The sequence below is a fragment of the Neolewinella sp. genome (assembly GCF_965214665.1).
In the GTDB taxonomy this organism is placed as follows: domain Bacteria; phylum Bacteroidota; class Bacteroidia; order Chitinophagales; family Saprospiraceae; genus Neolewinella.
Window position 1 is genome coordinate 2,158,831 of record NZ_OZ243970.1, and the last position, 25,382, is coordinate 2,184,212.

General features: G+C 60.8%; 22 protein-coding genes. 8 read left to right on the plus strand and 14 right to left on the minus strand.

Going from position 1 to position 25,382, the window contains the following annotated elements; translation table 11 throughout:
* Positions 1-202: 202 nt before the first annotated feature.
* The 4 genes from ACOOHD_RS09470 to ACOOHD_RS09485 are packed head-to-tail and all read right to left on the minus strand — an operon-like array spanning position 203 to position 2,970.
* Entirely contained in the window at positions 203-937 is a 735-nt protein-coding gene (locus tag ACOOHD_RS09470) for a hypothetical protein (protein WP_420461321.1), read from the minus strand.
* Positions 938-943: 6 nt separating this feature from the next.
* The gene (locus tag ACOOHD_RS09475) at positions 944-1,834 is read right to left on the minus strand and encodes a hypothetical protein (protein WP_420461322.1); all 891 of its coding nucleotides are present in this window, start codon (positions 1,832-1,834) and stop codon (positions 944-946) included.
* 3 nt (positions 1,835-1,837) lie between these two features.
* Entirely contained in the window at positions 1,838-2,413 is a 576-nt protein-coding gene (locus tag ACOOHD_RS09480) for a hypothetical protein (protein WP_420461323.1), read from the minus strand.
* Positions 2,410-2,970: an RNA polymerase sigma factor gene (locus tag ACOOHD_RS09485; protein WP_420461324.1), complete on the minus strand. Its 561-nt coding sequence runs from the start codon at positions 2,968-2,970 to the stop codon at positions 2,410-2,412. The genes ACOOHD_RS09480 and ACOOHD_RS09485 overlap by 4 nt, the downstream gene beginning before the upstream one ends.
* Before the next feature lie 342 nt (positions 2,971-3,312).
* Between ACOOHD_RS09485 and ACOOHD_RS09490 the strand changes: the two genes are divergently transcribed.
* Positions 3,313-3,834 (plus strand): RNA polymerase sigma factor, encoded by a 522-nt coding sequence (locus ACOOHD_RS09490; RefSeq protein WP_420461325.1) that lies wholly within the window; start codon positions 3,313-3,315, stop codon positions 3,832-3,834.
* Positions 3,835-3,883: 49 nt separating this feature from the next.
* Entirely contained in the window at positions 3,884-4,267 is a 384-nt protein-coding gene (locus ACOOHD_RS09495; RefSeq protein ID WP_420461326.1) for an Hsp20/alpha crystallin family protein, read from the plus strand.
* Here ACOOHD_RS09495 and ACOOHD_RS09500 read toward each other — a convergent pair.
* Complete coding sequence (locus ACOOHD_RS09500; RefSeq protein WP_420461327.1) at positions 4,264-6,912, minus strand: glycoside hydrolase family 9 protein; 2,649 nt, start codon at positions 6,910-6,912, stop codon at positions 4,264-4,266. The two genes, ACOOHD_RS09495 and ACOOHD_RS09500, sit on opposite strands and share 4 nt — an antisense overlap.
* Before the next feature lie 146 nt (positions 6,913-7,058).
* On the opposite strand from ACOOHD_RS09500, the gene ACOOHD_RS09505 reads away from it, so the two are divergent.
* Entirely contained in the window at positions 7,059-7,559 is a 501-nt protein-coding gene (locus ACOOHD_RS09505) for an energy transducer TonB (protein WP_420461328.1), read from the plus strand.
* 36 nt (positions 7,560-7,595) lie between these two features.
* The gene (locus ACOOHD_RS09510; RefSeq protein WP_420461329.1) at positions 7,596-9,344 is read left to right on the plus strand and encodes a sulfatase; all 1,749 of its coding nucleotides are present in this window, start codon (positions 7,596-7,598) and stop codon (positions 9,342-9,344) included.
* Positions 9,345-9,348: 4 nt separating this feature from the next.
* Here ACOOHD_RS09510 and ACOOHD_RS09515 read toward each other — a convergent pair whose 3' ends face one another.
* From ACOOHD_RS09515 to ACOOHD_RS09530, 4 genes are all read right to left on the minus strand, one after another.
* Entirely contained in the window at positions 9,349-9,948 is a 600-nt protein-coding gene (locus ACOOHD_RS09515) for a 3-keto-disaccharide hydrolase (RefSeq protein ID WP_420461330.1), read from the minus strand.
* Between the two features lie 28 nt (positions 9,949-9,976).
* Positions 9,977-11,203 (minus strand): M16 family metallopeptidase, encoded by a 1,227-nt coding sequence (locus ACOOHD_RS09520; RefSeq protein WP_420461331.1) that lies wholly within the window; start codon positions 11,201-11,203, stop codon positions 9,977-9,979.
* Between the two features lie 92 nt (positions 11,204-11,295).
* Entirely contained in the window at positions 11,296-12,414 is a 1,119-nt protein-coding gene (gene dnaN, locus ACOOHD_RS09525; protein WP_420461332.1) for a DNA polymerase III subunit beta, read from the minus strand.
* A 230-nt stretch (positions 12,415-12,644) separates the two neighbouring features.
* Positions 12,645-15,263 carry a TonB-dependent receptor domain-containing protein gene (locus ACOOHD_RS09530; protein ID WP_420461333.1) on the minus strand — a complete coding sequence of 873 codons (2,619 nt, stop codon included), beginning with the start codon at positions 15,261-15,263 and terminating at the stop codon, positions 12,645-12,647.
* Positions 15,264-15,339: 76 nt separating this feature from the next.
* Between ACOOHD_RS09530 and ACOOHD_RS09535 the strand changes: the two genes are divergently transcribed.
* Positions 15,340-16,281, plus strand: coding sequence for a D-2-hydroxyacid dehydrogenase (locus tag ACOOHD_RS09535; RefSeq protein ID WP_420461334.1), 942 nt, complete (start codon positions 15,340-15,342; stop codon positions 16,279-16,281).
* Between the two features lie 217 nt (positions 16,282-16,498).
* Positions 16,499-18,538 (plus strand): ComEA family DNA-binding protein, encoded by a 2,040-nt coding sequence (locus ACOOHD_RS09540; protein WP_420461335.1) that lies wholly within the window; start codon positions 16,499-16,501, stop codon positions 18,536-18,538.
* Positions 18,539-18,727: 189 nt separating this feature from the next.
* Here ACOOHD_RS09540 and ACOOHD_RS09545 read toward each other — a convergent pair whose 3' ends face one another.
* The 3 genes from ACOOHD_RS09545 to ACOOHD_RS09555 are packed head-to-tail and all read right to left on the minus strand — an operon-like array spanning position 18,728 to position 20,278.
* Complete coding sequence (locus tag ACOOHD_RS09545) at positions 18,728-19,054, minus strand: type II toxin-antitoxin system RelE/ParE family toxin (protein WP_420461336.1); 327 nt, start codon at positions 19,052-19,054, stop codon at positions 18,728-18,730.
* Positions 19,047-19,307, minus strand: coding sequence for a hypothetical protein (locus ACOOHD_RS09550; RefSeq protein WP_420461337.1), 261 nt, complete (start codon positions 19,305-19,307; stop codon positions 19,047-19,049). Before ACOOHD_RS09550 ends, ACOOHD_RS09545 begins: the two co-directional genes overlap by 8 nt.
* 38 nt (positions 19,308-19,345) lie before the next feature.
* On the minus strand, positions 19,346-20,278 hold the full coding sequence (locus ACOOHD_RS09555; protein WP_420461338.1) for a diacylglycerol/lipid kinase family protein: 933 nt from the start codon (positions 20,276-20,278) through the stop codon (positions 19,346-19,348).
* A gap of 87 nt (positions 20,279-20,365) precedes the next feature.
* On the opposite strand from ACOOHD_RS09555, the gene ACOOHD_RS09560 reads away from it, so the two are divergent.
* Together ACOOHD_RS09560 and ACOOHD_RS09565 are read left to right on the plus strand one after the other, a co-directional pair.
* A complete protein-coding gene (locus ACOOHD_RS09560; protein WP_420461339.1) occupies positions 20,366-21,307 on the plus strand; it encodes an ABC transporter ATP-binding protein in 942 nt (313 codons plus the stop codon).
* 6 nt (positions 21,308-21,313) lie between these two features.
* Complete coding sequence (locus tag ACOOHD_RS09565; protein ID WP_420461340.1) at positions 21,314-22,636, plus strand: ABC transporter permease; 1,323 nt, start codon at positions 21,314-21,316, stop codon at positions 22,634-22,636.
* Here ACOOHD_RS09565 and ACOOHD_RS09570 read toward each other — a convergent pair.
* Together ACOOHD_RS09570 and ACOOHD_RS09575 are read right to left on the minus strand one after the other, a co-directional pair.
* Entirely contained in the window at positions 22,633-22,899 is a 267-nt protein-coding gene (locus ACOOHD_RS09570) for a YkoF family thiamine/hydroxymethylpyrimidine-binding protein (RefSeq protein WP_420461341.1), read from the minus strand. The two genes, ACOOHD_RS09565 and ACOOHD_RS09570, sit on opposite strands and share 4 nt — an antisense overlap.
* Before the next feature lie 77 nt (positions 22,900-22,976).
* Positions 22,977-25,379, minus strand: coding sequence for a TonB-dependent receptor (locus ACOOHD_RS09575; RefSeq protein ID WP_420461342.1), 2,403 nt, complete (start codon positions 25,377-25,379; stop codon positions 22,977-22,979).
* Positions 25,380-25,382: the final 3 nt, after the last annotated feature.

Here is a 25,382-nt window from a genome sequence, read left to right on the forward strand (position 1 = left end):
AGTGACTGCTATAGGATCTAAAAGTAGGGTGACGGAAGTGCTTAAAAAACGACGCCCATTGACGGTAGCAATGATTCACGCGCTCAGTAAACAATTGGATCTCTCCGCGGAAACGCTAGTCCAACCTTACGTTCTTGATCCGTACTCTCGTATCCGGAAGTCTAACCCAGTGGAAGCTTAGGATGGCGCCTGGTATTTTATCCTATCGCTTACCCAGTAAAGACTGCACCTGCGACCCCGCCCACACCGTTCCCGCCACCCCCACCCGCCAGTAGTCCGCAACACCATAATTCGCACGCCAGGGAAGGAACCTAGACTCGTGCGATACAAAAACGCGCACCCGCTCCACTACCTTGTAACTCAGGCCGATCGAATACAGTGCATGAGGTTTCGAGTAGCGCTCCGATTGGAAGGGTGCCTGAACGATTTGCCCGTCCCGTACACTGAAGGTGGCCGCCTGCTCGGAACTAAGGGGAACGTTCTCTATGGTCTGAGCAAACACCTCCCGGGTAGTTCGAGCAACTCCAGGAATGAGAATTCCAATTCCGGAGGTGAGCCGCAAATTAGGTATTCGCGAGAACAGGGGTACCTCGGAGCCAAATACAGCACGATACGCCGTCAGGCCGGTGGTTGTCGTTCGGTGACTAACTGAAATGGGTACATCGGCAAATGCCGGCACGTCCACTAACTGATTGATCACAGCGGGAAGTTGAATACCACTAAAGGACTCTACATTGATCTCCAGCCGAAGCAGGCCCCAACGCCCCCCGAAGTCATAAGCCGGAGCGATGCCAATCCCCGTGCTGAAACCGTGGCTATCGTAGTACTCGCTGAGTAGATCGACGTTGCCTCCGGTTACGAAAACCTCCGCCGACCCCTGCGCTAGGAGGGCATTAGAAAGTGTATAAAATAGCAGGGATAGGAATAGCGTACGCATGATTGATTAGTTACCGGGTTTGCAAATGATGCCAAAGTGTAGTCCACCCTGAAGCTGTAGTGCTATGGGCGAGGGCGTCACGAAGTAGGCTTGTTTAGGTATGCTATTGCCCTCGCTCTCACTGCGGTTTATGACGTCAAAATCGTAGCCGTAGTTACTATCCACCTTCTTCACGCGGTAAGCAGTACGGGGTGAATCGACATAATCTCCACTAAGGCGGCCACCATGCAGGTTCACATAGCCCCCCAGTTGTAGAGCAAACTGTCGCGATAGCCAGTACGTGTACTGTAGGTTGCCCCGCCCACCTGCCTGCAGGATCGGCCGGTAGGTAATGTAGACCTCCTGGCTTAATGTCCGTGCGGCGTCCGGCTCATTGGGTCGATCCGGGTCGTCAGATGAGAATACGGGTATGATCAGACTACCGAAGGCCACCGTCTGGGTCAACCGATTCCACCCCGCGGTAGCCAACAATGCCAGGCTTAGATCCCCCTGCCCCAGCTGCAAATTAAACTGCCCCCCAGCCCCACCGTAGATGCGCCGGAACTGCTGGTCGACGTGATCAACATTACGCGTCTCAGGATATAGAGGAGTAGGCTCCGCTAAGCTCAACTCGGTATTGATCGGCACGACCCCCCAGGATGTCATCCCTTCCCGCCGGTCTACCCCGAGCGTCAAGACAGAGCTAAACCAGCGACTCCGCCGGGCCTCTACGTCAAGGGAGTGTCCGATAGCGTAGTCCGTACGTACCTCGCGGTACACATCGGCTTCATTCACCACCAGCGGCAGCCAGAGCCCGTAGCCGAAGCTCCACTGGGTGCGCGGCAGTTCGGTCTCAGATTGTCCACTCAGTTCATAGGCGAGCAAGCAAATAGCAACAACTAGCGTATAGCGGTACATACCTTAATTTTTTCGTTCACGGATAGGGGGATACAGACCATTAGCGCGTAGCACCCGTACGGGCGGCAAACTTTCCGGCTCCGGCGGCACTACGATCAGCGTCTTACCAATCGCCTCCAACCGGTTCAGCGGGCGGTAGCGGAGCGGACGCAGGCGGGCTACCGGCAGTAGGTCAAGTCGGTGCAGTACATAGGTTGGGGGCGGGGCCGCAGGTGCAAGGGGCGGGGACAGGGCAGGCGTGTCGAACTGTTCGCTAGCAGGTTCTGTTCCAGCCGGTTGAAAAAGAGTAATAGGTGCTTTTATGGGCAGTGGTTGAACCGACACAGTCGGGCGAATGGCTTCCGGGGAGGTGGCTATGGGAAGGGCTTCGGTAAGTACCGGGGGTGCCGCACGATCCCACTGCACCTGCGTCCCCGCCCCAATGAACAGCAGTAGTATGGCGATCCACCAATAGAGACTTCCTCCGCCACGGGGCTTCCCATTCAGAAGTTGCCCACGCATAGCCGCCCAGTCCGCATCCGTAGCAGCGGGGGTGTAGTCGTGCAGCGCCTGGCGCCAGTGGGACTCGTAGTTGCTCATGAGCCCGATTTGATTTGGTGGGTGGCGAGGTAAGCGGCCTGGAGCAGCTGACGGGCCTTACGCAGCCGCCAGCGGCTGGCCGTTTCGGTGATGTCTAGGGCGGTGGCTACCTCGGCGTGAGTATACTCGTCGAAGACCACGAGGCTGAAGACAACGCGCAGGTGGTCGGGTAGCCGGACCAGGAGCTTCAGAATATCCTCCACAGCGAGTTGATCCAGGGCATCGTTGGGTACTTCAGCCGGCCAGACGAACTGCCCTTCCAGCATGCGGCGCTGGGCGCGGGACTCGTCGCGGAGGTGGGTGAGTACTGTGTTACGGGTGACGGTGACCAACCAGCCCTCCAGTGCGCCCTCCTCCCGGTAGCCGTCCAGCGACTGGAAGATGCGGAGCATGGCCTGGTTGAGTACGGGTACGGCGGCTTGCCGCGTGGGGAGATAGCGTAGGCAAATCGGTAACAGCAGTGGAAAGAACCGGCGGTAGAAGGTCTCCTGTGCACGGACATCCCCGCGCCGGCAGGCGGTCAGGAGGGTAGCGATGTCGGGATTGGCGGCGGCCACGGAGCGGAGGGCTTTTGGCCATAATAGCTCCGGTTAGAGGGGCGGCGTGAGTAGTGAGCGTAAAAATCTTATACTTAGGTCGTATTTAATCCCCCAGCCTGCACCGGCACGTGGTAGTCGGCGGTGTTGCCGTTGACGATGCGGTGCGATTGCGGGTTGCAACTCGCACAGCTTCCGGCGGGCACCTACGTACTCTCCGCGGAGCTCGGCGACATCCCCCTGCGCAACCGTATCGTGGTGCGGTAAGCCAGTACTCTAGGGAGGGGCCCCCGATAGCTATCGGGGGTGCAAAGTAGCTAGCAAAGTAGAGTATTTGCCCTGCCCCCCCGTCTACTGCCCGAGATGTACGACGCCACTGCCCACCCCGACTGGAGCCAAGCCTACGCGAGTTACGCCGCTGAGCTTTACGACTTCGTGCGCACCCGCGTCCCCGCCCCGGAGGTGGATGACCTACTGCAAGATGTGTGGACCAGCCTGTCTACCACCCTGGAAACCCAGCCCATCGAGCAGCCCCGCGCCTGGCTCTACCGCGTGACCCGCAACCGCATCACGGACCTGTACCGCCGGGCCGCCGCCCGCCCCCCGATCCAGGACGTGACTGACTACGACCTGGCCGACGCAGCCAGCTCGCTGGAGCCCTACTCCGATACCCTCGCCGAGGACATCAGCGCCGCCCTCGACCTCCTGCCCCCTAATCAGCGCGAGGTCTTCGTGCGCAATGAGCTCAACGGAGAGACCCTGCGTGAGATCGCCGCTGATCTGGGTATCCCGCTCAAGACCGCCATCAGCCGCAAGGGATATGCGCGGGCGCGGCTGCGGGACTTGCTGCGGGAGACGTATGCAGATTATTTTGGGGTGGAGTAGAGTAATTGGGGGGTGGGGGCGTCTGCGCTGGCAAATCAATTCATTTACCATGCAACATCAATCGCAATCTCAGGGCCGCCGCCGCCCCCAGTACGGCCCCCGCCGCCCCAAGCACAACGTACCCGTCAACATCGCCGAGACCGACGCGGGCTTTACCGCCTACGTCTACTGTGTCGGCTTCGCCAGGGAGAACGTACACGTGACGCTCACCGACCGCCACATCTACATCAGCGGCACCCGTACGCCCAGTGACGCCAACCCCGATTTCCTGCTCCAGGAATACCCCATTAAGAGCTTCGAGCGCTGGTTCGAGCTGAGCGAGCGGGTGGACCGGACGGCCATCACGGCCCGCTTTGAAGACGGCGTGCTGGTGATCGATGCGCCGAAGACCGAGGCGGCACAGGGGATGGAGCGGGAGGTGCCGATCGCTTAATCGACTACCACCCGCAAATTGGCCTGCCGCCCGTCCGCGGCCGTCACGCGCAGCACGTACATGCCGGAGGCGTACCGACCCAACTGTACATCGAGGTTCACCGGAAGCTCCGCCACTAGTTGTCCGCCCATGGTATGCAAGCTCAGCGCACCGACCTGACCTAAGCCGATGCCCGTCAGCCGCACCGAGCTCACCGTAGGGTTGGGAAATAATGCTACGCCCGGCAGATCACCGCGGCGGTCCGCTACACTGGTATTTCCCTCCCCGTCGCTCCTGGCCGCCGTCAACGCCCCGTACAGCGCCGCGGCGTTGATGATGTTCTGGTGTACGGTAAATTCAGCAACCAGGGGTGAGGGCCGCTGCCCGAACCACCGCTCGTGGCCGGGCCAGGCATCGATGTTCGGATGCAGGCTCGTCTCGGCGAAGTGCCGGTCCCAGGGCCCCATATATCCCCAGTTGGTATCCCGCAGCCAGGGGCCGTAGGGCACGTAACCGGCGGGGTAGCCCGGGTGGCCGTCGTACCAGAAGTCGAGGTGGAAGATCTCCTCGGGGTGGCGCTCGCCTAGCCCCGTAATCCAGGTGAAACTAAGCGGATTGGTACCCAGGAAGTAATCCGCGGTAGTGTAGAGGTACCTGAGGTACTCGGCGGCCTTGTCCGGACTGCTGTTTTTCAGCAGGGAATACGTGATGATGCCCTCGAAGACCATCGGTGTGGTAGCCTGACCGACCAGCATCGGGAAGTAAGGATTGCCTCCGTAGCGCATGGCCCGCTCTTCGGTAAAGAAGAGTAGCGTAAAGTCGGCGTAGTTCTCCAGATTAGTGCGCACCTCAGCGCGCAGGTCGGCCTCCGTAGCAGCCTCGGGCAGGGCCAGGTAGATGAAGGCACCGTAGGGACCGTCGTCGGTGAGTCCGTTACCGGTGTCCATGTCCCGCCAGCTATCCCGAAAGTCTCGGTGATAATCTTGCTCGCCGGTCAGTCGGTAAAGGGCGGCCGCGGCGTAGTTCTTCTTGCGGGCGATGGATTGGTCCTGACAGGGATAACTAGCCGTGTACCGCTCGGCGGCCCAGGCGTAAGTAGCCTCTGCCTCGGCTTGCCAGTCGATGCCTTCCGGGTCCGGCTGTCCCGCTCGTTGCAGCAGGTAGGCCAGGTGGGCGGCCATCCCGGCATACGCAAAGGTGTTGACGGGCTCCTCGCCGCTAACGTACCAGTCGCGGTCGGTGTCCTCCCAGCTGCCCCGGCCGCGGCCGCTCTCACCAAGGTCCTGCCCCCAGAGATCACCGAATACCCGGGCACCCCCTACCCCACCGGTGCTCCAGCCGCGGGCCTCGGTCTCGTCCTTCAGCCGCTTGAAGTAGCGGGGCAGCCAGCGGGCCTCGTCGAGGAGGTCCACGATGCCGTTGCCGCTTTCGGGAATGTTGAGTTCGCCGTCGGTAAAGTGGCCGGGAAAGGCCTCCAGTAGGAACATCAGACTACTGGGTATCTTCAGGTGGGTGGGGTAGCCATCCCAGTCGCCGGCGTCCTGGTACCAGCCGAAGGTCTCCCGGAGCATACCGCGGCGACCGGCCTCCCAGTTGGCCTTGTCGGCCGGGGTGGCGTCGGTGCTAGTCGCTTCGCAGATCGTAAAGTCGGTATAGATCAGTCGGTCCCCAAACCCGGGGGTTAGCGCCGGATTGTGATCGGCCGGCCGGGTGAAGGAGGTGTAAGGCTCCGTCTTAGCGATGCCACTGCGGTTGTGGTACAGGGCGCGCATGGTGGCGACGAAGGGGGCACGGTATACGTCGGCGGCTAGGTCGAAGGGAAAAGAAGCCCCCACACCCGGCACGGAGAGGCGGTAACTCCCTGGGGTCGTGAAACCGGAAAAGTCGCATTCCCATACCGCGGCCGACTGGAAGTTCTGGTCCGGCGTCTCGTTGGGGTTCATCTGCAGCGTCTCCACGTTATCGGCCGGCTTGCGGAAAGCTACCGTGCCGGTAAAGGCTACCGAGTTGTCGGTCGTATCGATCAGGTAAAACGGCCCGCCGGCGTAGGCCGAAAAGTCCAGTCCGCCCCGGTCACCCGCCCAGTGGTAGAGGTAGCCGGCCTTCAGCGGGGCCGCGGGTACGTAGCCCAGGTTATTGACGTGCAGGGCCTCGGAGTGGGTGATGCGATCGTCCCAGGTAAAGGTCACGCTCCGGGCCATGCCGGTGAGGCTGGCGCTGAGGTCGATTGTGTAAGTGCTCCCACTGACCAGCGCCGTGGGGAGTTCCAAATAAAGGAAGTATTGTAGCGTACGGTCGGGCGTGGGGTTGAGGCAGCCGAGGGTATCGTAGTACGGTAGGTAGCCCCAGCCGTCGCAGATGGCCGAGATGCGATTAGGTTTGGTCTTGCGGGCCACGGCGGTGGGTGCTAGACTACTAGTATAGTTGGGGTCATTCGTACTGCTAAGTGCGTAGTTACCGGGCTGAGTAGCCTGCTCTACATTCAGGGGTACCACAGTGACCACATCGTCGTTGGGCAGTTCGCCGTTCGCGTGGTACGCAACCGTACCGTCGACGTAGCGCAGCAGCAGCAGCCGCTCGTGGATGGGCGTGACAAATAAACTGTCGACGGCCGTGAGGGAAAACGCCACTAATAAAAGACAGAGGGTAAAGAGTTTACGAAGCATGATCGAATGGCTTTAGGTGGGGCCTAACTTACCTAAGTAAGGTAGGAAATTTTTGTCTGCCACAAAACCCCTCACGGGAAAAAGCGGGCGCGGCCGCAGGTGCAACAAAAGGAACCCAGCCCCCCCTTGCCGGGTTAGTATCCATTATGCTCGTACTCCGCTCGCTCCTTTCTCTGGTGGGGGGTGCCTACCTTCTCGGTCAGTTCGTCAAACAACGCAGCCACCGCCCACCGCGGCTGGACCCGGGAGAATATGCCCACAAGATCGCGGACGAGATGCCGCTCTACGGTGTCGAGCCGGTTGCCTACCCCCACCCCGACTACCGCGCTGCCCGTCAGGAGGCGGACGCCAAGCTTACTGCTTTCATCGACGCCCATAAAAGCTACCCTCCGGCGGCTCGCAAGGCGAAGTCCAGCGGCACGGCCGTGATCACCTTTCACGTAGAAACGGACGGTACGATGAAAGCCCTGCGGGTGACGCGTGATCCGGGGCACCGGCTGGGCGCTGCGGCCCTACAGGTGGTCAGTCGGCTGGCTGCGCAGGGGGAGCGGTGGCGGCCGGCGTACCGTGACGGGGTGGCAGTGCGGTTTCACTTCAATCTGCCGGTGAAGTTCGGAGTGGAACAAAGCGGGGGCGGTAAGGCGTAGGCGTGCTATTTTGGCGGGGTACTAAACTGATGCCCCTTGCGCTCGTTCTACTGGCTTTGCACCTGCGGCCCCGCCCTTCTTTTGATCCTCATGGGTTGTGGAAACTCGGCGGACGAACCTCCTGCGGAGGAATTCGACAGACGAGCAGCGCCGAATATTCTGTGGATCGTGTGTGAGGATATGAGCCCACTGATTGCAGCCTTCGGAGATTCCACCATACAGACGCCTAACCTGAGTCGGCTGGCGGCGCGGGGAGTGCGCTTTCCGAATACCTTCAGTGTGGCCGGGGTATGTGCACCGAGCCGCCACGCTATCGCTACGGGGATGTACCCCATCAGTACCGGAGGGCATAATATGCGGACGCAGTACAATGTGGAGGGCTTGCGGGAGATCGGTCTGCCGGGCGAGTACGGGGCCCTGCTGCCGCCGGAGGTGAAGATGATGTCGCAGGTGTTGCGCGAGCACGGCTACTTCGCGACCAACAATCAGAAGACGGACTACCAGTTTGAGGCGCCGAAGACGGCCTGGGACGAGCAGGGGCCGCGGGCGCACTGGCGGCACCGGCCGGCGGGCAAGCCCTTTTTCTCGATTTTTAATTTAGAAATTACCCATGAGAGTCAGGTGTGGGGGACGAGCGTAGGAAACCTGCGCTTTCGGGATGGCTTTGAGGAGCCAGGCTCGGACGTCGCTACCTGGGGAGATATTCCACACACCGACGATGACCGGCCGGTGATTCAACTACCTGAGGACGTGACCCCGCCCCTACCCCCCTACCTGGCCGATACGGAACCTACGCGGCAGGACGTGCGGCGGGTATACGACAACATCCGCATCATGGACCGGCAGGTCGGTTTCCTACTGGATCAGCTGGAGCAGGACGGACTGACGGATTCGACCATCGTTTTCTTCTACAGCGACCACGGGGGGCCACTGCCACGGCAAAAACGCCTACTCTACGATTCCGGGCTCCGCGTGCCGATGATCGTGGCGTGGCCCGACGGGCAGCGGGCGGGGGAGATCGACAGTATGCTCTTTAGTTTCGTTGATTTCGCGCCCTCGGTGCACAGCATGGCGGGCATCGAGCCGGCAGACTACCTACAGGGGCAGGCCAACTTTGGCGAGTACAAGGCGCCGGAGCGGGAGTACGTGTACGCGGCCAGTGACCGGCTGGACGGCTTTTACGATCGCATCCGGGCGGTGCGCGATCACCGCTTCAAGTACCTGCGCAACTACTACCCCGAACGTGGCTACTACCTGCCGGTGGTGTACCGCGAGCAGATGGCCTCGATGCAGGAGCTGCTACGGCTACGCGATGCCGGTCAGCTCAGCGATGCTCAGGCGCAGTGGTTCCGCAGGAGCAAGGACCCGGAGGAGCTTTTCGATGCCCACAACGACCCCTACGAGCTCGAGAACCTGGCCGGCCGGCCGGAGTACACCGACAAACTCGCCGAGCTACGCGGTGCGATGGACGACTGGCTACAGCGGGTGGGCGACCTCGGGGCGGTACCCGAGGTGGAACTGGTACAGCAGTTCTGGAACGGGGCGGATGAGATGCCGGTCACCGGTCGGCCCCAGCTGCGCCGCGACAGTCTGGGGCGCTTCGTACTGGAGAGCAAGACGCCGGGGGCGCAGATCGCTTACCGTCTGCTACCCGAAGACGAGGATGTGGAGGGGTGGCGGGTGTATACCGAGCCGATTGATTTCGATCTGGATAGCGGGGATACGCTACGGACGGTGGCGCAGCGGATTGGGTACCGGGAGAGTGGGGTGAGTGAGGGGTGGTGAGGTCTCAGCGTGCTAACGGCCGCAACTCAATATTGCGCCACCGCACCCGGATCCCACCTCCATCATGAATCTGTAGCGCAATACCCCCTTCCCCCTCACCGATCTGTTCATCCGTCAGCGTGACCATTTCCTCGCCGTTTAGCCAGGAGGTGACCGTAGGCCCCTCGGCGCGAATCTTCAGCGTGTTCCACTCCCCCATTTTCAGGTATTTGTCCTTCTCCGGACCGGGCTTGATGAGCCAGCCGCGGCCGTAGGATTCGTAGATGCCGCCAGTATCATGACCCGGAGGGGCTACCTCCACTTGCCAGCCGCTGACTCGGGTGCCCTCCACCGAGGAGCGGATGAATACCCCACTGTTGCCGTCCGCCTCCTGTAGAAACTCCAGGGTGAGCTCGAAGTCGTCGTAGTCCTTATTCGTGCTCAGGTAACCATAAGCACCATCCGGGCCGCTCTCGCAGATAATCTCCCCGTTTTCGACGTACCAGCGCTCGGTGCCGTGGGCGGTCCAGCCGTCAAGGTTCTCGCCGTTGAAGAGGGCGGTGGTGGCGGGGCGGTTGCAGGTGAGGAGGAAAAGGGCTAGGGCGGCTAGAGGGAGTGCTTTCATGGTGGGTGGCTTGAGCTGCGTAAGGTAATTAAACAATAACCTCCCAGTCCAATTCCGGCCGCAAATACCGCCCCGCCAGCTCCCGCACCTCCCCCGCCGTAATGCCCCGAATGGTCTCATCCAACCGCCGCAGGTGCCCCACCGGATCGTACTCCTTAATGATCGCCGAGCGGTAGCGCCCACTCACCGCCAGCGGCCCGTCGAGGTCCATCACCAGGCCGCCGATGAGGTAGGCACGCACCATGTCGAGCTCGCGGACGGGCACCAGGTCCTGCCGGAGCTTGTCCATCTCGGTAAGGATCTCGCGGCGCACCTCGGCGACGTTCTCGTTCGCTACGTCGGCGGCAATGCCGAAGGTGCCGTCGAAGCGGTAGGTATCCAGATCGGAGTCGATACCGTAGGTATAGCCCTTTTCCTCGCGGATGTTGCGCATGAGCCGACTGCCGTAGTACCCCCCCAGAATCGTCTCCAGCACGCAGAGGCCCGGATAATCCGGATCGGTAATTTGGAAGCCCCGGCGGCCCCGGCGAATCATCGTCTGCTGCGCCCGCGGCCGGTGGAGTTGCAGCACCCGGGGCTCGGCGGCGGTGACGCGGTAGGTCGGGTCCGGTGCCCGTATACCCCTTGGCAACTGACCGAAGGTGTCTTCCAGTAGCCGCTCCACCTCCCCACTCAGCTGACCGACCACCCGCAGCGTAGCATTCGCGGCCCCGTAGTGCTGCCGGTAGTGCTGTTGGATGCCGTCTAGGGTGAGGGCCTCGTACTCCTCCTTCGTCCCCCCGTAGCCATAGGGATTATCCTTACCAAAGGCCGCCTCAGAGAGCATCCGGTAGGCCAGGGTATCCGGGTCCTGTAGGTCCTCGCGGAGCTGTTGCTTACTCCGCTTCACGTAGCGCTTCAGCTCCTTAGCGGGGAAGGTAGGTGCGGCCACCACCTCCGCCATGGCGGGCAGCAGGCGGGCGGCGTGCTTGGTGATGGTGGCCAGACTCAAATTCGCCGTATCGTAATCCTCCGGCGTGTGCAGGGCCGTACCGTACTGCTCGAACAAGGACTCCAGCGCCGTAGCGGAATAGCTCGCACTCCCCTCCGTAAGCAGCGCGTTGGTAGCGGCGGCCAGTAGCGGCTGGGTCTCGTAGGGCCGGCCGGCGCGCCAGATCAGCTCCACGGTCAGGATAGGCGCCTGGGTGACGTGGATGGCCACTACCCGTAGGCCGTTACTTAGTGTCCACTCCTGCGCGGGCGCTAGCCCGGGCACCTTAGGTATATGTACACTTGGTGCAAGCACAATTCAACTCTGTGAAACCTCCGTGAATCCCTCCGTAACCTCCGTGGTGAACCCTCCTAAAGCTAATTAGACAACATCACCGGCATCACCAGCATCATAATATCCTCCCCACTCTCCTGCTCCGTAGGCACCAGGATACCGGCCCGCGTGGCCGTGCTCATCTCCAGTCTCACCTCCTCACCCTCCAGCACACTCAGCATCTCGACCAAAAACTTAGCGTTGAAGCCGATCTGTAGCGGCTCCCCCTCGTAGCCACAGCTCAATTGCTCGGTGGCCTCATTACTGAAGTCAAGGTCCTGCGCACTCACCGTTAGGCTACCGTCGGCAATATTGAGGATCACCTGATTGGTGGTCTTATTGGCGTAAATCACGATCCGCTTCAGGCTATTCTGAAAGTCGGAGCGGCTCACCGTCAGCACGTTGGGATTATCGGCCGGGATCACGGCATTGTAGTCCGGGTAGCGGGCGTCGATCAGGCGGCAGGCCAGCTTAGTATCCCCATACTCGAAAAAGGCGTTCGACTTATCGAAGCTCACCTTTACGGTCACGTCCGAATGCGGTAGGGCCCCCTTGAGCAGGTTCAGCGCCTTCTTGGGTATGATGAAGCTACTCGTCAGCTCCCCCTCCACGTCATTGAGGCTGTACTTCACCAGCTTGTGGGCGTCGGTGGCTACCATCACCAACTTAGAAAAATCAACCTGAAAGTACACCCCCGTCATCGCCGGCCGCAGCTCGTCGGTCGAGGTAGCGAAGAGCGTCTTATTGATGCCCTCCAGCAGACTGGCCGCCGTCACGCTGATCTCGTCGGCCTCGCTCGGCGTCGGGATGTCGGGATAGTCCCCCCCGGGCTCCCCGGCCAGCTTATACTTTCCGTAGGCGCTGGTGATGGATATACCGTAATTGTCCTCATTCACGTCGAAGGTGATGGGCTGCTGCGGCAGGGCCTTAAGCGTATCGATCAGGATGCGGGCGGGCACAGCGACCTGTCCGTCTCCGTCGGCATTCACCTCCAGGCTCGTCACCACGCTGGTTTCCAGGTCCGTAGCGGCAATTTCCAGCGTCTTGTCCGTAATCGTAAACAAAAAATCTTCCAGGATCGGCAGTACCGGATTCGAGGCGATCGCGCCCCCGGCAAGCTGTAACTTCTTCTGCAGGTCAGCGCTCGAAACGGAAAATTTCATAGTGGGGATGGCTTTGGGCAAACATAGGGAATTTATGGGGTCGGTTGTTGGGTTTGTGAGTTGTTGGGTTGTTGCATTGCCGTCGGAGTAGGTGTGATAGGCAACACAGGAGTGGTAGGTGGGCGGGGTCGCAGGTGCAATGTATGTACAGCAGCAACACCAAAACGAGCGAAGCGAGCATTCTCACAAACGCAATAACTCAACAACCCAATAACGCAACAACGAACAACTCAATTCGAGCCGGGCCGCCAGCGCAAACCCGCCACCCCCCAGATGCCATACTGCGTTTTGGAGAGGAGCAGGGAGTCGTCCTGGTCGGGCTTACCAATGTAGCGCTCGGCACGGTGGTCGGTGGCGTTGTTGAGGCGCAGGTAGGCCGAGATGCCCTTGAACAGTTCGTAGTCGGCGGCCAAATCGAGGGAGATGACGGCGTTGATCCATACGGGCTGACCGTCCTGCAGCAGGTCGAGGGTGGAGCTACGGTAGTTGCCGGCGATGACCAGGTTGAGGCGGTTGCGGGGGTTGGAGTAAACCAGGCTCAGGTTGGCCGAGCGGCGGGGAGCCTGGGCCAGGGTGCTGCCCTCACTGTTATCGCCGTCGAGTTTATAGCTATTGAAATTTACGTTGCCGTTCACGTTCAGGATGCGCAGCTTGGCGTTGAGGAAGGCAAGACTCTGGTAAAAGCCGATCTCCAGGCCAAGGAGACGGGCGTCGGCAGTGTTGGCGATGGAGTAGCCCAGGGAGGGCTGGCCGTTTACGAAGGCAAATTGGGCCTCCCGCACGGTGGGGTCAGTCAGATACTTGGCGTAGGCGCTGACGCTGATGAGCCCGTCGTACCTACCGTAGCGCTCATACGTCAAATCGAGATTGCGGCTATAGGTGGGTCGTACCTCCGGATTGTCGAGCGAGAAAACGTCGAGCCGTGCCTGCCGCCGCTCGCTGAAGGCCTGTACCGGGACTACGGTGGCGTAGGGCACCCGAGCAATGGCATCGTAGTAGGAGAACCGGAGCTGGTGGTCGCGCTTCAGCCGGTAGGTAATGTTGAGGCTCGGAAAGAGGTCGTTGTAAGTGGTGGAGTCGGCCTGCTGACTCCGCTGTAGGGTGTAGTCCAGATCGGTGTATTCGTACCGTAGGCCGAGCGAGGTCGTGAGCTTCGAGGTCCAGTTGGATAGGAACATGAGGTAGCCGGCCGCGATCTTTTCGGAGGCGTAGTAGTTAGGTCCGGCGCTCAGGTCGGGGCGTTCGTCGATCAGCGGCTCGGTACTCAGATCGGGAAATTCGGTTGGTCCTATGGTGCTTCCCCCGCCCTGTACACTTGCGTAGAACTCCTGATAGGTGCGCTCCTTAATGCGGTAGCGGGCCCCGGCGCGCAGGAAGCTGCTTCGGTTAGCGGTCAGAAAGCGCGTCAGGTTGATGCCACCGATGGCGATGTCCTCCTCTAGATCAAGGTTGAGTTGCTCGGCGAAGTTGCGGAACTTAGGGTCGTTGGGAAACTGAGTGTCGGTGGGCAGCAGGTCCCGAAACTCCGCATCGGTCAACCGCTGCTTGTCGCCGAACGTGATGCCATTGAATATCCGCTGGCGGTCCTTCACCCGCTCACTCGTACTGGCGAAACTGAGAGCGTAGGTCAGCTGCGTCTGCTTGAAGTTGTTCTCTACCTCCAGCGCTACCATATTGAGACGGCGCTCTTCCTTCCAGCGGCTACTAATGCGGTCCTCAAGAAAAGTCTCTCCGTTACCGCGGTTAAAGTTGGCCTCCCGGGTCATCACCTCCTCGTCGTTGGCGCTGTAGTTATAGCTCAGGCGCATGCGGTTGTAGATGCTGGGGCGTAGCTCCACCGCACCGATCAGGCCGAGCTTCGTGGTCATGCGGTCGGTGTCGATGGGGCGTACGCGGCTGATCTCGCGGCCGGTGGTACCGTTTTGCCCGTAGTCGAAGCGCTGCGTACGGTTCCCACGGTTGTGGCGGAAATAGCTGCCGCCGAGCAGTCCGTATACCGCCTCGTCACTCAGCTCACTATTCAGTACCGCTGCCGCCTGGGTAATACCCGACGACTGCCCCGGGATCTGGTCGAAGCCGAAGTTGCTGCCGCCGCCGGCCTGTAGTAGGACCTCCGCCCGCTCCTCCGGCTGGCGGATGCGGAAATCGACCGTACCCCCGATGGCATCGGCGTCCATGTCGGCACTGCGGGCCTTAATCACGCGTACCTCTTCCACAAGATTGGACTGGATGATGTCAAGGCTCCCCGCCCGGTCGGCCTCGGGCTGCACGGCGGGTAGGCGCTGCCCATTGAGGGAGATGGCCGTATACTGTTCGGGAAGCCCGCGTACCTGTACCAATTCACCCTCCCCCCGGTTGCGGGTGATGGTCACGCCGGGCATGCGCTGTACGGTCTCGGCCAGGGTGATATCGGGGTATTTGTTGAACAGCTCGGAGTGGATGATGGTCTGCGGTACGGTGGCCGACTGTTGTACCCGCAGGGCCTGGGCCTGTCCGGAGGCCCGCCTACCATAAACGATCACCTCCCCGGTAGTCATGAAGCTCTCCCGCATCACAATATCTACCTCCAGCTCGCGGTCCGTAGTGGAGACTACCACCACCGTATCGAAATTCTCGAAGCCCAGGTAGGTCGCTAATAGGCGGATGCGACCGGGTGGCACCTCCAGTTGGTAGTGCCCCTCCACGTTACTAGTAGCCCCGATCACGGAACCTACCACCCGCACCGATGCCCCGATGAGCGTATCGCCCCCGGGCCCGGTAATGGTCCCGGTAATCTCCGCCTCCTGGGCCCGCAGAGTGAACGAACAACAAACAGCAGCAAGAACGAAGAGAAACAGCTGGTACCGCATACGGACTAAAGCGAGCCGTAGCTTGGGTTTGTTTACGTCAAGTGCTATATTTTGCGGAGCCTAAACCCGCTCCTGCATGCCCGCCGCCCCCACCATCATTTTCCTCGACGCCGGCACCGTCGACGACCTGTCCGCCTTCGAAAAATTCCGGGAGCTAGGCGATTTTACCGCCTACGCACGTACCACCCCCGATGAGCTAGTGGAGCGCGCCACCGGAGCTGAGGTGGTTATCACCAATAAAGTACGCCTCACGGCCGAAACCATCGCAAAGCTACCGGAGCTGAAGCTGATCTGCGTAGCCGCCACCGGCACCAACAACATCGACAAGCAGGCCACCGAGCAGCGCGGTATCCCGGTCCGTAACGTAGCCGGCTACAGTACCGACTCCGTAGCCCAATTGACGCTGACGGCCTACTTCACCGTGGCCATGGACCTACTCCACCTCAACCGCGAGGTCTACAACGGCAACTACTCGCGGGCGCAGGACTTCACCCTCTGGCGGCATCCCTACTATGAACTCAGTGGCAAGCGCTACGGCATCATCGGTATGGGCACCATCGGCCGGCGGGTAGCGGAGCTGGCTACAGCCTACGGGGCGGAGGTGGTGTACTTCAGCGCCCGGGGCCACGACCACGACGTGCCCTACCCCCGACTGGAGCTCGCCGAATTCCTCGCATCGTGCGACGTGGTGAGCATCCACTGTGCCCTCACGGATCAGACCCGCGGATTACTCGACCTCAAACGGCTACGGCAGATGAAGCCCACCACCTACCTCATCAACGTCGCCCGCGGTGGCATCGTCGTGGAGGCCGACTTGGTCACCGCCCTCAACGAAGGGGCCATTGCCGGGGCGGCCGTCGATGTATTCACCGAGGAGCCCATTTCGGACGACCATCCCTACCTGTCCGTCAACAACCAGGAAAAGCTGCTGCTTACCCCCCACGTCGGCTGGGCCAGCGTCGAGGCCCGTACCCGCCTGATCGAGGGTATTATGGATAATATTCGCCAGGGGTATTAATTTACGATATACGAAGTATAATTTGGTGCGGCTTTCCTGCGATTTGGCCCTTGAATTTGCGAAATACGATTTGGTGTATCCGGCTAAAATTTACGATTTTGCGGGGTACCCGTTTTAGGGGTGCGGTGTCACCCCATTTGTTCGTTTTATGCATTTAATTAGTCTATTATACCATAAAGCGCACTACCAGCTAACAAATCGTACATCGTGCCGCTGCTTGCACCTGCGCGCCGCCGCCCTCCTCTCTTACCTGCTCTTTGCTGGCATCGTCAGCGGCCAAACCGAGCCCGAGCAGCTCATTGAGGACGTCATCGCCCAGGATGCCGGCGACGGCGGGGAGTTTACCTTTAATGCCGCGTTCGAACTACTAGAGGCCTATGCGGAGCGGCCACTGGACTTGAACAAGGTGGACGCCGAAACGCTGGCCGCCACTTACCTACTTACACCCCCACAGCTGGATGCCCTGCTGCGCTACCGCACCCAGATGAACGGCCTGGTGAGCATCTACGAACTACAGGCGGTGCCGGGGCTTGACCTGGAGACGATTCGCCGCATGCTGCCCTACGTGACCGTGGGCGGTGGTCTGGACGACATCAACGTACCGCTCAGAACCCTACTCACCCAGGGCAACCGCGAACTATTTCTACGCGCTAGCCGCCGCCTGGAAACCGCCCGTGGCTACGAGGTACCCAACCCGCGCTACGCCGGCGACCCCTGGCGCACCTACGTCAAATACCGGCAGCGCTACGGCACCAAACTGAGCCTGGGAGTGGTGGCGGAAAAGGACCCCGGCGAGACCTTCTTCCGGGGCAGCAACCGGCAGCGGGGCTTCGATTTTTACAGCGCGCACCTTTTCCTGCGGGGAATAAACCGGCGGGTCCGGGCCCTGGCGCTGGGGGACTTTTCGGTCAGCTTCGGCCAGGGGTTGATCCTCTACACCGGATTTGGCTTTGGTAAGAGTAGCCTGACCACGAGCGTAGCACGCCGCTCCCCCACCCTACAGCCCTACGCCAGCGTAAACGAGGCGAGCTTCATGCGGGGGGCCGGGGTGACGCTGGCGCTCGGTAGGCACTTCGAGACCACGGTATTCGGGAGTCGGCGGCCCCGCACGGCCAACATTAGCAGCGACTCGGTGAGTGTGACCTCCCTGGGCCTGAGCGGACTGAACCGGACGGATAATGAGATTGCCGATCGCGATGCGCTCATCCAGCACAGCTACGGGGGCAGTCTGCGCTTTACGCCCAGCGACCGGCTGCAGGTCAGTCTGAACGTACTGGGCGAGCACCTCAGTCGGCCGCTGCTCCGTACCCCTCGCCCGTATAACCGCTTCTACTTCAACGGGGACCGGCTGCACAACCTGAGCCTGGACTACCGCTACCGCTGGCGCAACTTCTCCTTTTTCGGCGAGGTCGCAGGTGCAAGCGGCGGGGGGAAGGCCATGCTGCACGGGCTGAACCTGGGACTGGACCGGCGGGCGGAGGTAGCTATCGTGTACCGAAAGTACGACCGGGATTACCGGGCACTGAGTGCACAACCCTTCGGGGAATCTAGTGGGGGCCGGAACGAGGAGGGCATCTACCTGGGGCTGGAGGTGCGACCGGCCACCCGCTGGCGCATCAACGCCTACTACGACCTGTGGCGGCACGACTGGCTGCGCTACAACATCGACGGGCCGAGCACGGGGCGGGAGTACCGGCTACGGGTGAACTATACGGTGAAGCGGCGGCTGGATGCCTACGTGGAGTTGCGTAGTGAAACCAAAGGGCACGGCATCCCTGCCCCGCCGGATACGAAGATCGACCCCGTCGTACCACGTACCCGTTTCCAGGCGCGCTTCCATACGGGCTATAGGCTGACTCCGGCGCTGGAGTGGCGCAGTCGGCTCGACCTGGGCTACACCGAGGACGAGGCTGAGGGACGGCAGCGGGGGGTGATGTTGTTTCAGGACCTGCATTACCGGCCACTAGGTCCACTGAGCGTATCGGCGCGGGTGGCCGTGTTTCATACCGATAGCTACGATGTGCGCTTCTACGAGTACGAGAATGGGCTAACGTACAACGCGCGGGTGCTGCCCTACTACAATGAGGGGGGGCGGAGCTTTTTGCTGCTGCGGTACAAGGGCATCAGGAGGCTGACGCTGGAGGCGCGTGTGGCGCAGACGCGGTACTTCGACGGGCGTACGTTTGGGAGTGGGTTGGAGGCTACCGAGAAGACATGGCGGACGGAGGTGGGGGGTCAGGTGATTTGGCGTTGGTGATGGGGGGATTTTTAAAGCGGCAAGGGTTCACCACAGAGCGGCCTACGGCCTACACGGAGGTTATCACAGAGTACGCACAGAAGCCGACGTTGCAGGGCGGCAAGAAGGCGTCAGCAGGGGTAGGGGCCCCTGATGTAAGCCACGGAGGTGCCAGCGCCTAGCGGCTCTGGGAGGCGGAACGCGGGAAACCTAAATTTCGTCAATCACACGCCTAGGATCTTCTGCATCGTGACTGATGGTTAATATTCGTACCGTATCACTATCTAATTCAACTCGGAAGATAATTTTGTAATTCTTGCTCTTGATATATCGTACTTTGAAGGGAAGGTCACCCGTGTCTGGAAGTAGGGGCCTGCTCTCGGGTAGCTTATCAAGTTTACTGGCAGATTTAATGATGCGGTCTACTACGCGCTCACTGGCTAGAAGCGATATATTAGTCTCATAGTACGCTTCGATCTCTTCCAGTTTAAGCTCCGCATACTGCGTGAAGACTATCTCAAACAACCGATCAGTCACGCTTATATTTTTTCTTCAAGTTTGCTAAAGTGATGTACTCGCCACGGTCGACCTGTTCATCGGCAAGTAAGAGTTCACGATTACGCTCAGCAACGGTCTTCGGCTTGGCCCAGGGGGGGGGCACGGCTTCCAATGAAGCCTCATCAAGCTCCTTCGCCATGGCCTGCACGACTACGCTGACTAGCCGGACGAACTCATCACTAGAGGATTCAATCTGCCGGAGCAGCGAAGAACGGATTTGATCGGCACCCATGTTATTAGGATTACAGCTAGCAAACTAGTTAAAGATAATCAGGTAACGCGAGAACGGGTAGCTTCGTTGCCGACCACCACCTGCAAACGTTCCGCCGAAAGACTAGCCTCCACCAGCGTAGGGGCACCCAGCCACTCCCCATCCGCCTCCAGTCCGGTGAGTCCGGTGATGCGGACCATAGTGGCGTGGCTGGTAATGACCCCATCCACTTTACCAATGGAGTCGGTGTAGAAGCGCCAGCCGTTGACCAGAATACGGCTCAGGGGCAGCCCCTCAGCATAGGTCAGGGCCAGCGTATCGGCTACCGGATCGGCCTGCGGTACCAGGCGCATACCCCCGCCGTTGTAGCGGCCGATACCGAGGTTGATGGTGTGGAAGCGGCCGTTTACGGTCTGCCCGTCATAGTCCAGTTCCAGCTCGGGTGGCGTGAAGTAGCGCAGGTAGGCCAGGGTGAGGACTGGGTACAGGAGTCGGTGCTTCAACCCCAGACCAGCCGAGCGACGTACGACCTCGGCGTCGTAGGCTAGGCCGGCTACGTTCACGAAGTGTTGCACCTGCGACCGCGCCCTAACTTGATACGTGAGCCGTCCGATGCGGTGCGGGATGGTGTGACCGCGCTTAATGACCTCAATCCAGCGGAGGATGTGGCGGGGGATGCCCAGGGTGCGGCACCAGTCGTTGCCGGAACCGAGGGGAAGGGGGGCGTAGGTGACTTTGGTCAAAGCGTCGTACCGAACTAGCGCGTTGACGATGTCGTGGTGGGTGCCGTCGCCGCCGACGCCGATGAGGAAGTGCCGGTCCTGAACTAGCGCAGTAGCTACGAGCTCGTCCAGGGTATGCCGATCGTCGCTGACCGCGAAGGTGAGGCCGGGGAAGTGCTTTTGCAGTACCGGCAGCGCCGCCCGCCACCACCGTAGGGCGCGACCGCTAGCTGCGGCGGGGTTGACGATAAAGTGGGGCGGGGGTAGCACGGGGGCAATGATACGATTCGTCTATGCTAGGCGGGCGTTCATCCATATCTTGGCGGGGTGAACGCGTGATTGCGCATCTTGCCGACCATGACCCAAGCCCCCCCTCCCCTAGTAAGCCCCTCAGCCCCCGTGATCGAGGTGCGCGATGTACGCAAGACCTACGGAGAAAAGGTGGCCGTAGATGATGTGACCTTCGCCATGCCACCGGATGCGATTCTAGGCCTACTGGGCCCCAATGGAGCCGGTAAGACCAGCCTGATCCGCATGATTACTACGATCACCGCACCTGATTCCGGCAAGATCTTCTTCCAGGGTGCCCCCCTCAGCGGCTATCATCCCACCCAGATCGGCTACCTGCCCGAGGAGCGGGGGCTGTACAAGCAAATGTACGTCGGTGAACAGCTCCTTTACCTGGCCCAGTTGAAGGGTATGACCGCCCGGGACGCCGAGGCCCGCGCCCGCGAGTGGCTGGCCAAGTTCGAGCTTGAAGGGCAGTGGAAGAAGAAGGTGGAGGAGCTCAGTAAGGGGATGCAGCAGCAGGTGCAATTTATCGCCACGGTGATCCACGACCCGAAACTGCTGATCCTGGACGAGCCCTTTAGCGGCCTCGACCCCGTGAACGCCACGCGTATGCGTACCGAGATCCTACGTCTGCACGCCGCCGGCACGGCCGTCATCTTCAGCACCCACCGCATGGAGCAGGTGGAGGAGCTCTGCGAGTACATCGTGCTCATCGACCGGGGCCGCAACATCTTACAGGGTAAGGTAGCCGATATTCGCCGCCAGTACGTTGAGAACCGCTACCGGCTCACCCACGGCGGCGAGGAGCTTCCTGCCGCCCTCGGCGAGCGCTACGAGCTGCTCAAACCCACCGTATCTACCGTCGACATCCAGCTCCGCGAGGGCGAGGGTGGCAACGATCTGCTACGCTACCTGCTCGACCTGGGCATCCGTATCCAGGGCTTCCAGGAGCTACTGCCCAGCCTCAACGAAATTTTCATCAAGCGCGTCACGCGGCTCAACGCATAAGCCCCTATGTCCAATCTCTGGCTAGTCATCAAGCGCGAGTACATCACCCGGGTGCGCCGCAAGTCCTTCATCCTCGCTACCCTACTCACGCCGCTGGGAATCGCCCTCTTCGCCGTAGTGGCCAATGCCGTACTGAGTTACGAGAACGACGACGTACAGCGCATTGCCGTTATCGACGAGGGAAATCTCTTCAACCGCGCCATCCCGGACGAGAACGGACTCTATTTCCGCTTCGTTGACCAGAGTGTGTCCGACCTGCGCCAGAACGAGGACGCCCGTAAGGACTACGCCGCCATCCTCTTCATCCCCGAGCTGACCAATCCCCGCGCTCGCGACTTCCGCGTACAACTCTTTACCGACGAGACGCTGAGCATGGACGCCCAGTTCGGCATCCGCAACCGTATCCGTGACCAGCTGCGCAAGTACAAGATCGAGGCCCTGGACATCGACCAAGCTACCCTGGCCAGTCTTGACACCGACGTCGACATCAAGGTCACCAGCCTAACGCAGGAAGACGGCGAGAGCGAGGACCGCAGCATGACCTCCGCCATTGGGGCCGGTATCGGTACGGCCATGGGTTTCCTGATGTACGTCTCCATCTTCTTCTACGGCATGATGGTGATGCGCTCCGTCACCGAGGAAAAGACGAACCGTATCGTGGAGGTAGTCATTTCCTCGGTCCGCCCGTTTACCCTGCTGCTCGGTAAGATCATCGGCGTAGGTGCCGTGGGGCTCACCCAAGTTACGGCCTGGATCATCATGATCCCGGGTCTCTTTTTGCTAGCCAGTTTGATTTTCGGCTTCGACGCCCCCGATCCCCAAGTTACCGCCGCGGGAGCCGAGGTCGACCCCGCCGAGGTACAGACCATGGTGGAGCGCATCACCAGCGGCCTGGCCACCCTGAACTGGTGGATCATCGTGCCCTGCTTCATCCTTTACTTTCTGTCCGGTTACGTGATGTACTCCTCCCTCTTCGCCGCCGTAGGCTCGGCGATGGGCGACGATATGGGTGAGAGCCAGACGCTGACGCTACCGATCAGTCTGCCCGTGATCCTGGCCCTCTACATCATGCTAGCCGCCATCCAGAACCCAAACTCCAGCCTCGCGGTATGGTCGAGCATCTTTCCCCTTTTTGCACCCATTGTGATGCCGGCCCGCCTGGCCTTCGAACCCCCGCTGTGGCAGATCCTGGCTAGTCTAATATCGGTGTTCATCTTCAGCGCGCTTATGGTCTGGATGGCTAGCCGCATCTACCGCGTCGGCATCCTGAACTACGGCAAGAAGTCCACCCTCAAAGACATGGGTAAGTGGATCACCGCCAAGTACTAGAGCGTAGCCGCCTCGCCCGGCACCACCACCACGTTGAGCAGCTTGATCACGAAGGAGCAGGGCGTGTCGCTGGCTAGCGTGGGCCGCATGGCTTCTTTGAGCACCTCCATGACGGCATCGTACTCACCGGTGAGTTGGGTGGCCAGGTGATTGGTAGCTACCTGAATTCCCGTATGGCCGTGCAGGCGTTCAATGAAGGCGATGATGGGAGCCTCGTAGTTGGGCGTGAAGGGGTAGAGGGATAGGTCTAGGGATACGTGCATACCTGCCTAACACGGGGGCGGGGCCGCAGGTGCAAAGGTCTGGGTAAGGCGTTGGACGCTTTAGAAGCGTCCAACGCCTAAGGCAAAAAGGTAAACTTATACGCCAGCGACACCACCGGCGCTCCGAACACACTCAGTCGGTAGGCAGCAAAGGGGCTACCCGAGAAGATGCCCAGCGGCGGCGTACTGGCATCCCGGGGCTGGAAGAATACGTTGTAGGCGTTGTCGCGGCCGTAGACATTGTAGACCGTGAAGACCCAGTCGCCCGTCCACCGCCGCTGCTGCCGGCGCAGGTTGTGGATCGTCCAGCTGAAGTCGAGGCGGTGGTAAACCGGCAGGCGGTCGTTGTTGCGCTCTAGGAACAAGGGGATGGGCGTATCGCGGATGGTCACGAAGCCGTTCGGTACCGTATAGGGCCGGTTGCTCTGTACCACCAGGTTGAAGCCGAGCTCATGGGTGCGGCCCTCGTCCAGGGTCAGCCGGGCGTTGAAGGTATGGGGCTGATCGAAGTAGCCGGGGTACCACGCGCCGCGGTTGATGCGGGTGTCAAAGGTGGGCCCGTCGACGCGATTTTCCACCCGAGCGTAGGTATAGTTGAGCTCACCGGTGAGGCGGCCGGTGGCGCGGCGGGCGGTGAGTTCCACACCGTAACTGCGCCCCTGTCCGCGCACCAGGTCGGTTTCTACGGTCGGGTTGAGGAAGAAATCGGCTCCGGGGCGGTACTCCAGTAGGTCCTCGATCTGGCGGTAGTACGCCTCGATCTGGAAAAAGTAGTTGCGGTCGGTGGACTGCTGACTCAGGCCTACGGAATACAGATTAGCGGACTGCGGCCCGACGTTGCTATCGCTGACCTTCCAGCGGCTGGTCGGTACCGGCGTGGTGGCGTTGTAAATGTTCTGCAGGTACTGCCGCGAGCGGGCGTAGGAAGCTTTAAGGCTAGTCCGTTCGGTGACTTTAAAGTTAAGTCCCAGCCGTGGCTCGAAGCCGGAGTAGGTCTGAATAGCTCCACTCTCCACGGCAATGGTTTCCAGCAGCGTACTTCCCCGCACGACCTCCCCCTTCTGGTACACCCGCCGCTCCCCGGGCCCCAGCTGTTGGTAGCGCACGTAGCGCAGTCCACCACTGAGACTGAAGCGGTCCGATACCTGCCACTCGTCCTCGACGAACAGGGCCAGCTCCGATCCTACCTCTTTGGCTAGGCGCACCGGCCGGATGCCCGACACCCCACCGGGGTCGAGCCGGCCGGATTGTAGGACGTAGTGATCGTACTGTACGCCCAATGAGGCATTGTGCCCGCTGCCGGTGTAGGCAACGGCGGTGCGCCCGATGGTATAGTCGATCCCGGATAGAAAATCTATGCGCCCCCCGTCCGACTGCGGGAAGCGTAGCTCGGGGTCGTAGTTAGCGCGGTGGCCACTCGTTTTGACCGACCAGCGGTCGTTAACTAGGTGAAGCCACTCCAGGCCTACATTTAGCGTCAGGTAGGCGTACTGATTGGCGGTGGCGGGGATGCCGCCCACGTTGCTCAGTAGGTCGATCTGGTAGTAGTCCTGGCTATAGAAACCGGAGAAGGTCACAATATCCCGATCCCCCGGCCGGTAGTCTAACTTTAAGGTGGCATCAGCGAAGCGGGCTTCCGTATTCTGCAGCCTTTCCACGATGGGAAAGAGAAAATCGGTGAAGGATCCCCGCACGGCAGCCAGTAAGCCGAACCGCTTCTGCTTGTCGAGTGGGGATTCCAGGGAAAGGTGGCTCGATACCAGTCCGAGGCCGCCACGTATTTCCGTCCGCTGCCGCGTCGGCGACTTCGAGCGCACATCCAGCACGGAGGCAATACGCCCCCCGAAGCGGGCAGGAATATTGCCGCGGTAAAGATCGACCCCCCCAATAGCGTCTGGTGTAAATACTGAAAACAAACCGAAGAGGTGGGTAGGCGTGAAGACCGGTGCCCCATCATAAAGCAGCAGGTTTTGATCGATGGTGCCGCCGCGCACGCTGACCCCGTTACTGGCCTCACCGGCCGAGGCCACGCCCGCCAAAATTTGCAGTGATCTTAGTACATCACGCTCCCCGAGTACGGTGGGAATGCTTTCGAGGTCCCCGGCGGTGAGCCGCTCTACGCCCATGGTAGGCCGCGAGAGCGCTAGTTGATCGTTGCGGTCGGTAACGGTGACGGTCTCCAGGTCGGCGGCGGTAGCTTCCATGCGCAGCGTAGCGTCCATATCTTCCCGGAGCTGGAGTTCCTGCTCAAAGGGGGCGTAACCGGTATAGCTAGCCCGCAGCACGTACACCCCGGGGCGTGCCCGTAAAAAAAGCCGGCCGCGCTCGTCGGTCTGCCCGGCCACGAGACCCGGCGAGAGCTGGACGCTGACGAAGGCCAGGGGTGCATCGCCGGCGACATCCAGCACGGTAAGTTGCAACTCAACCTCCTCCTGGGCGGCCACGGAAAAGGAAAGCAGTAGGAATAGGAGTAGTCGCATGAA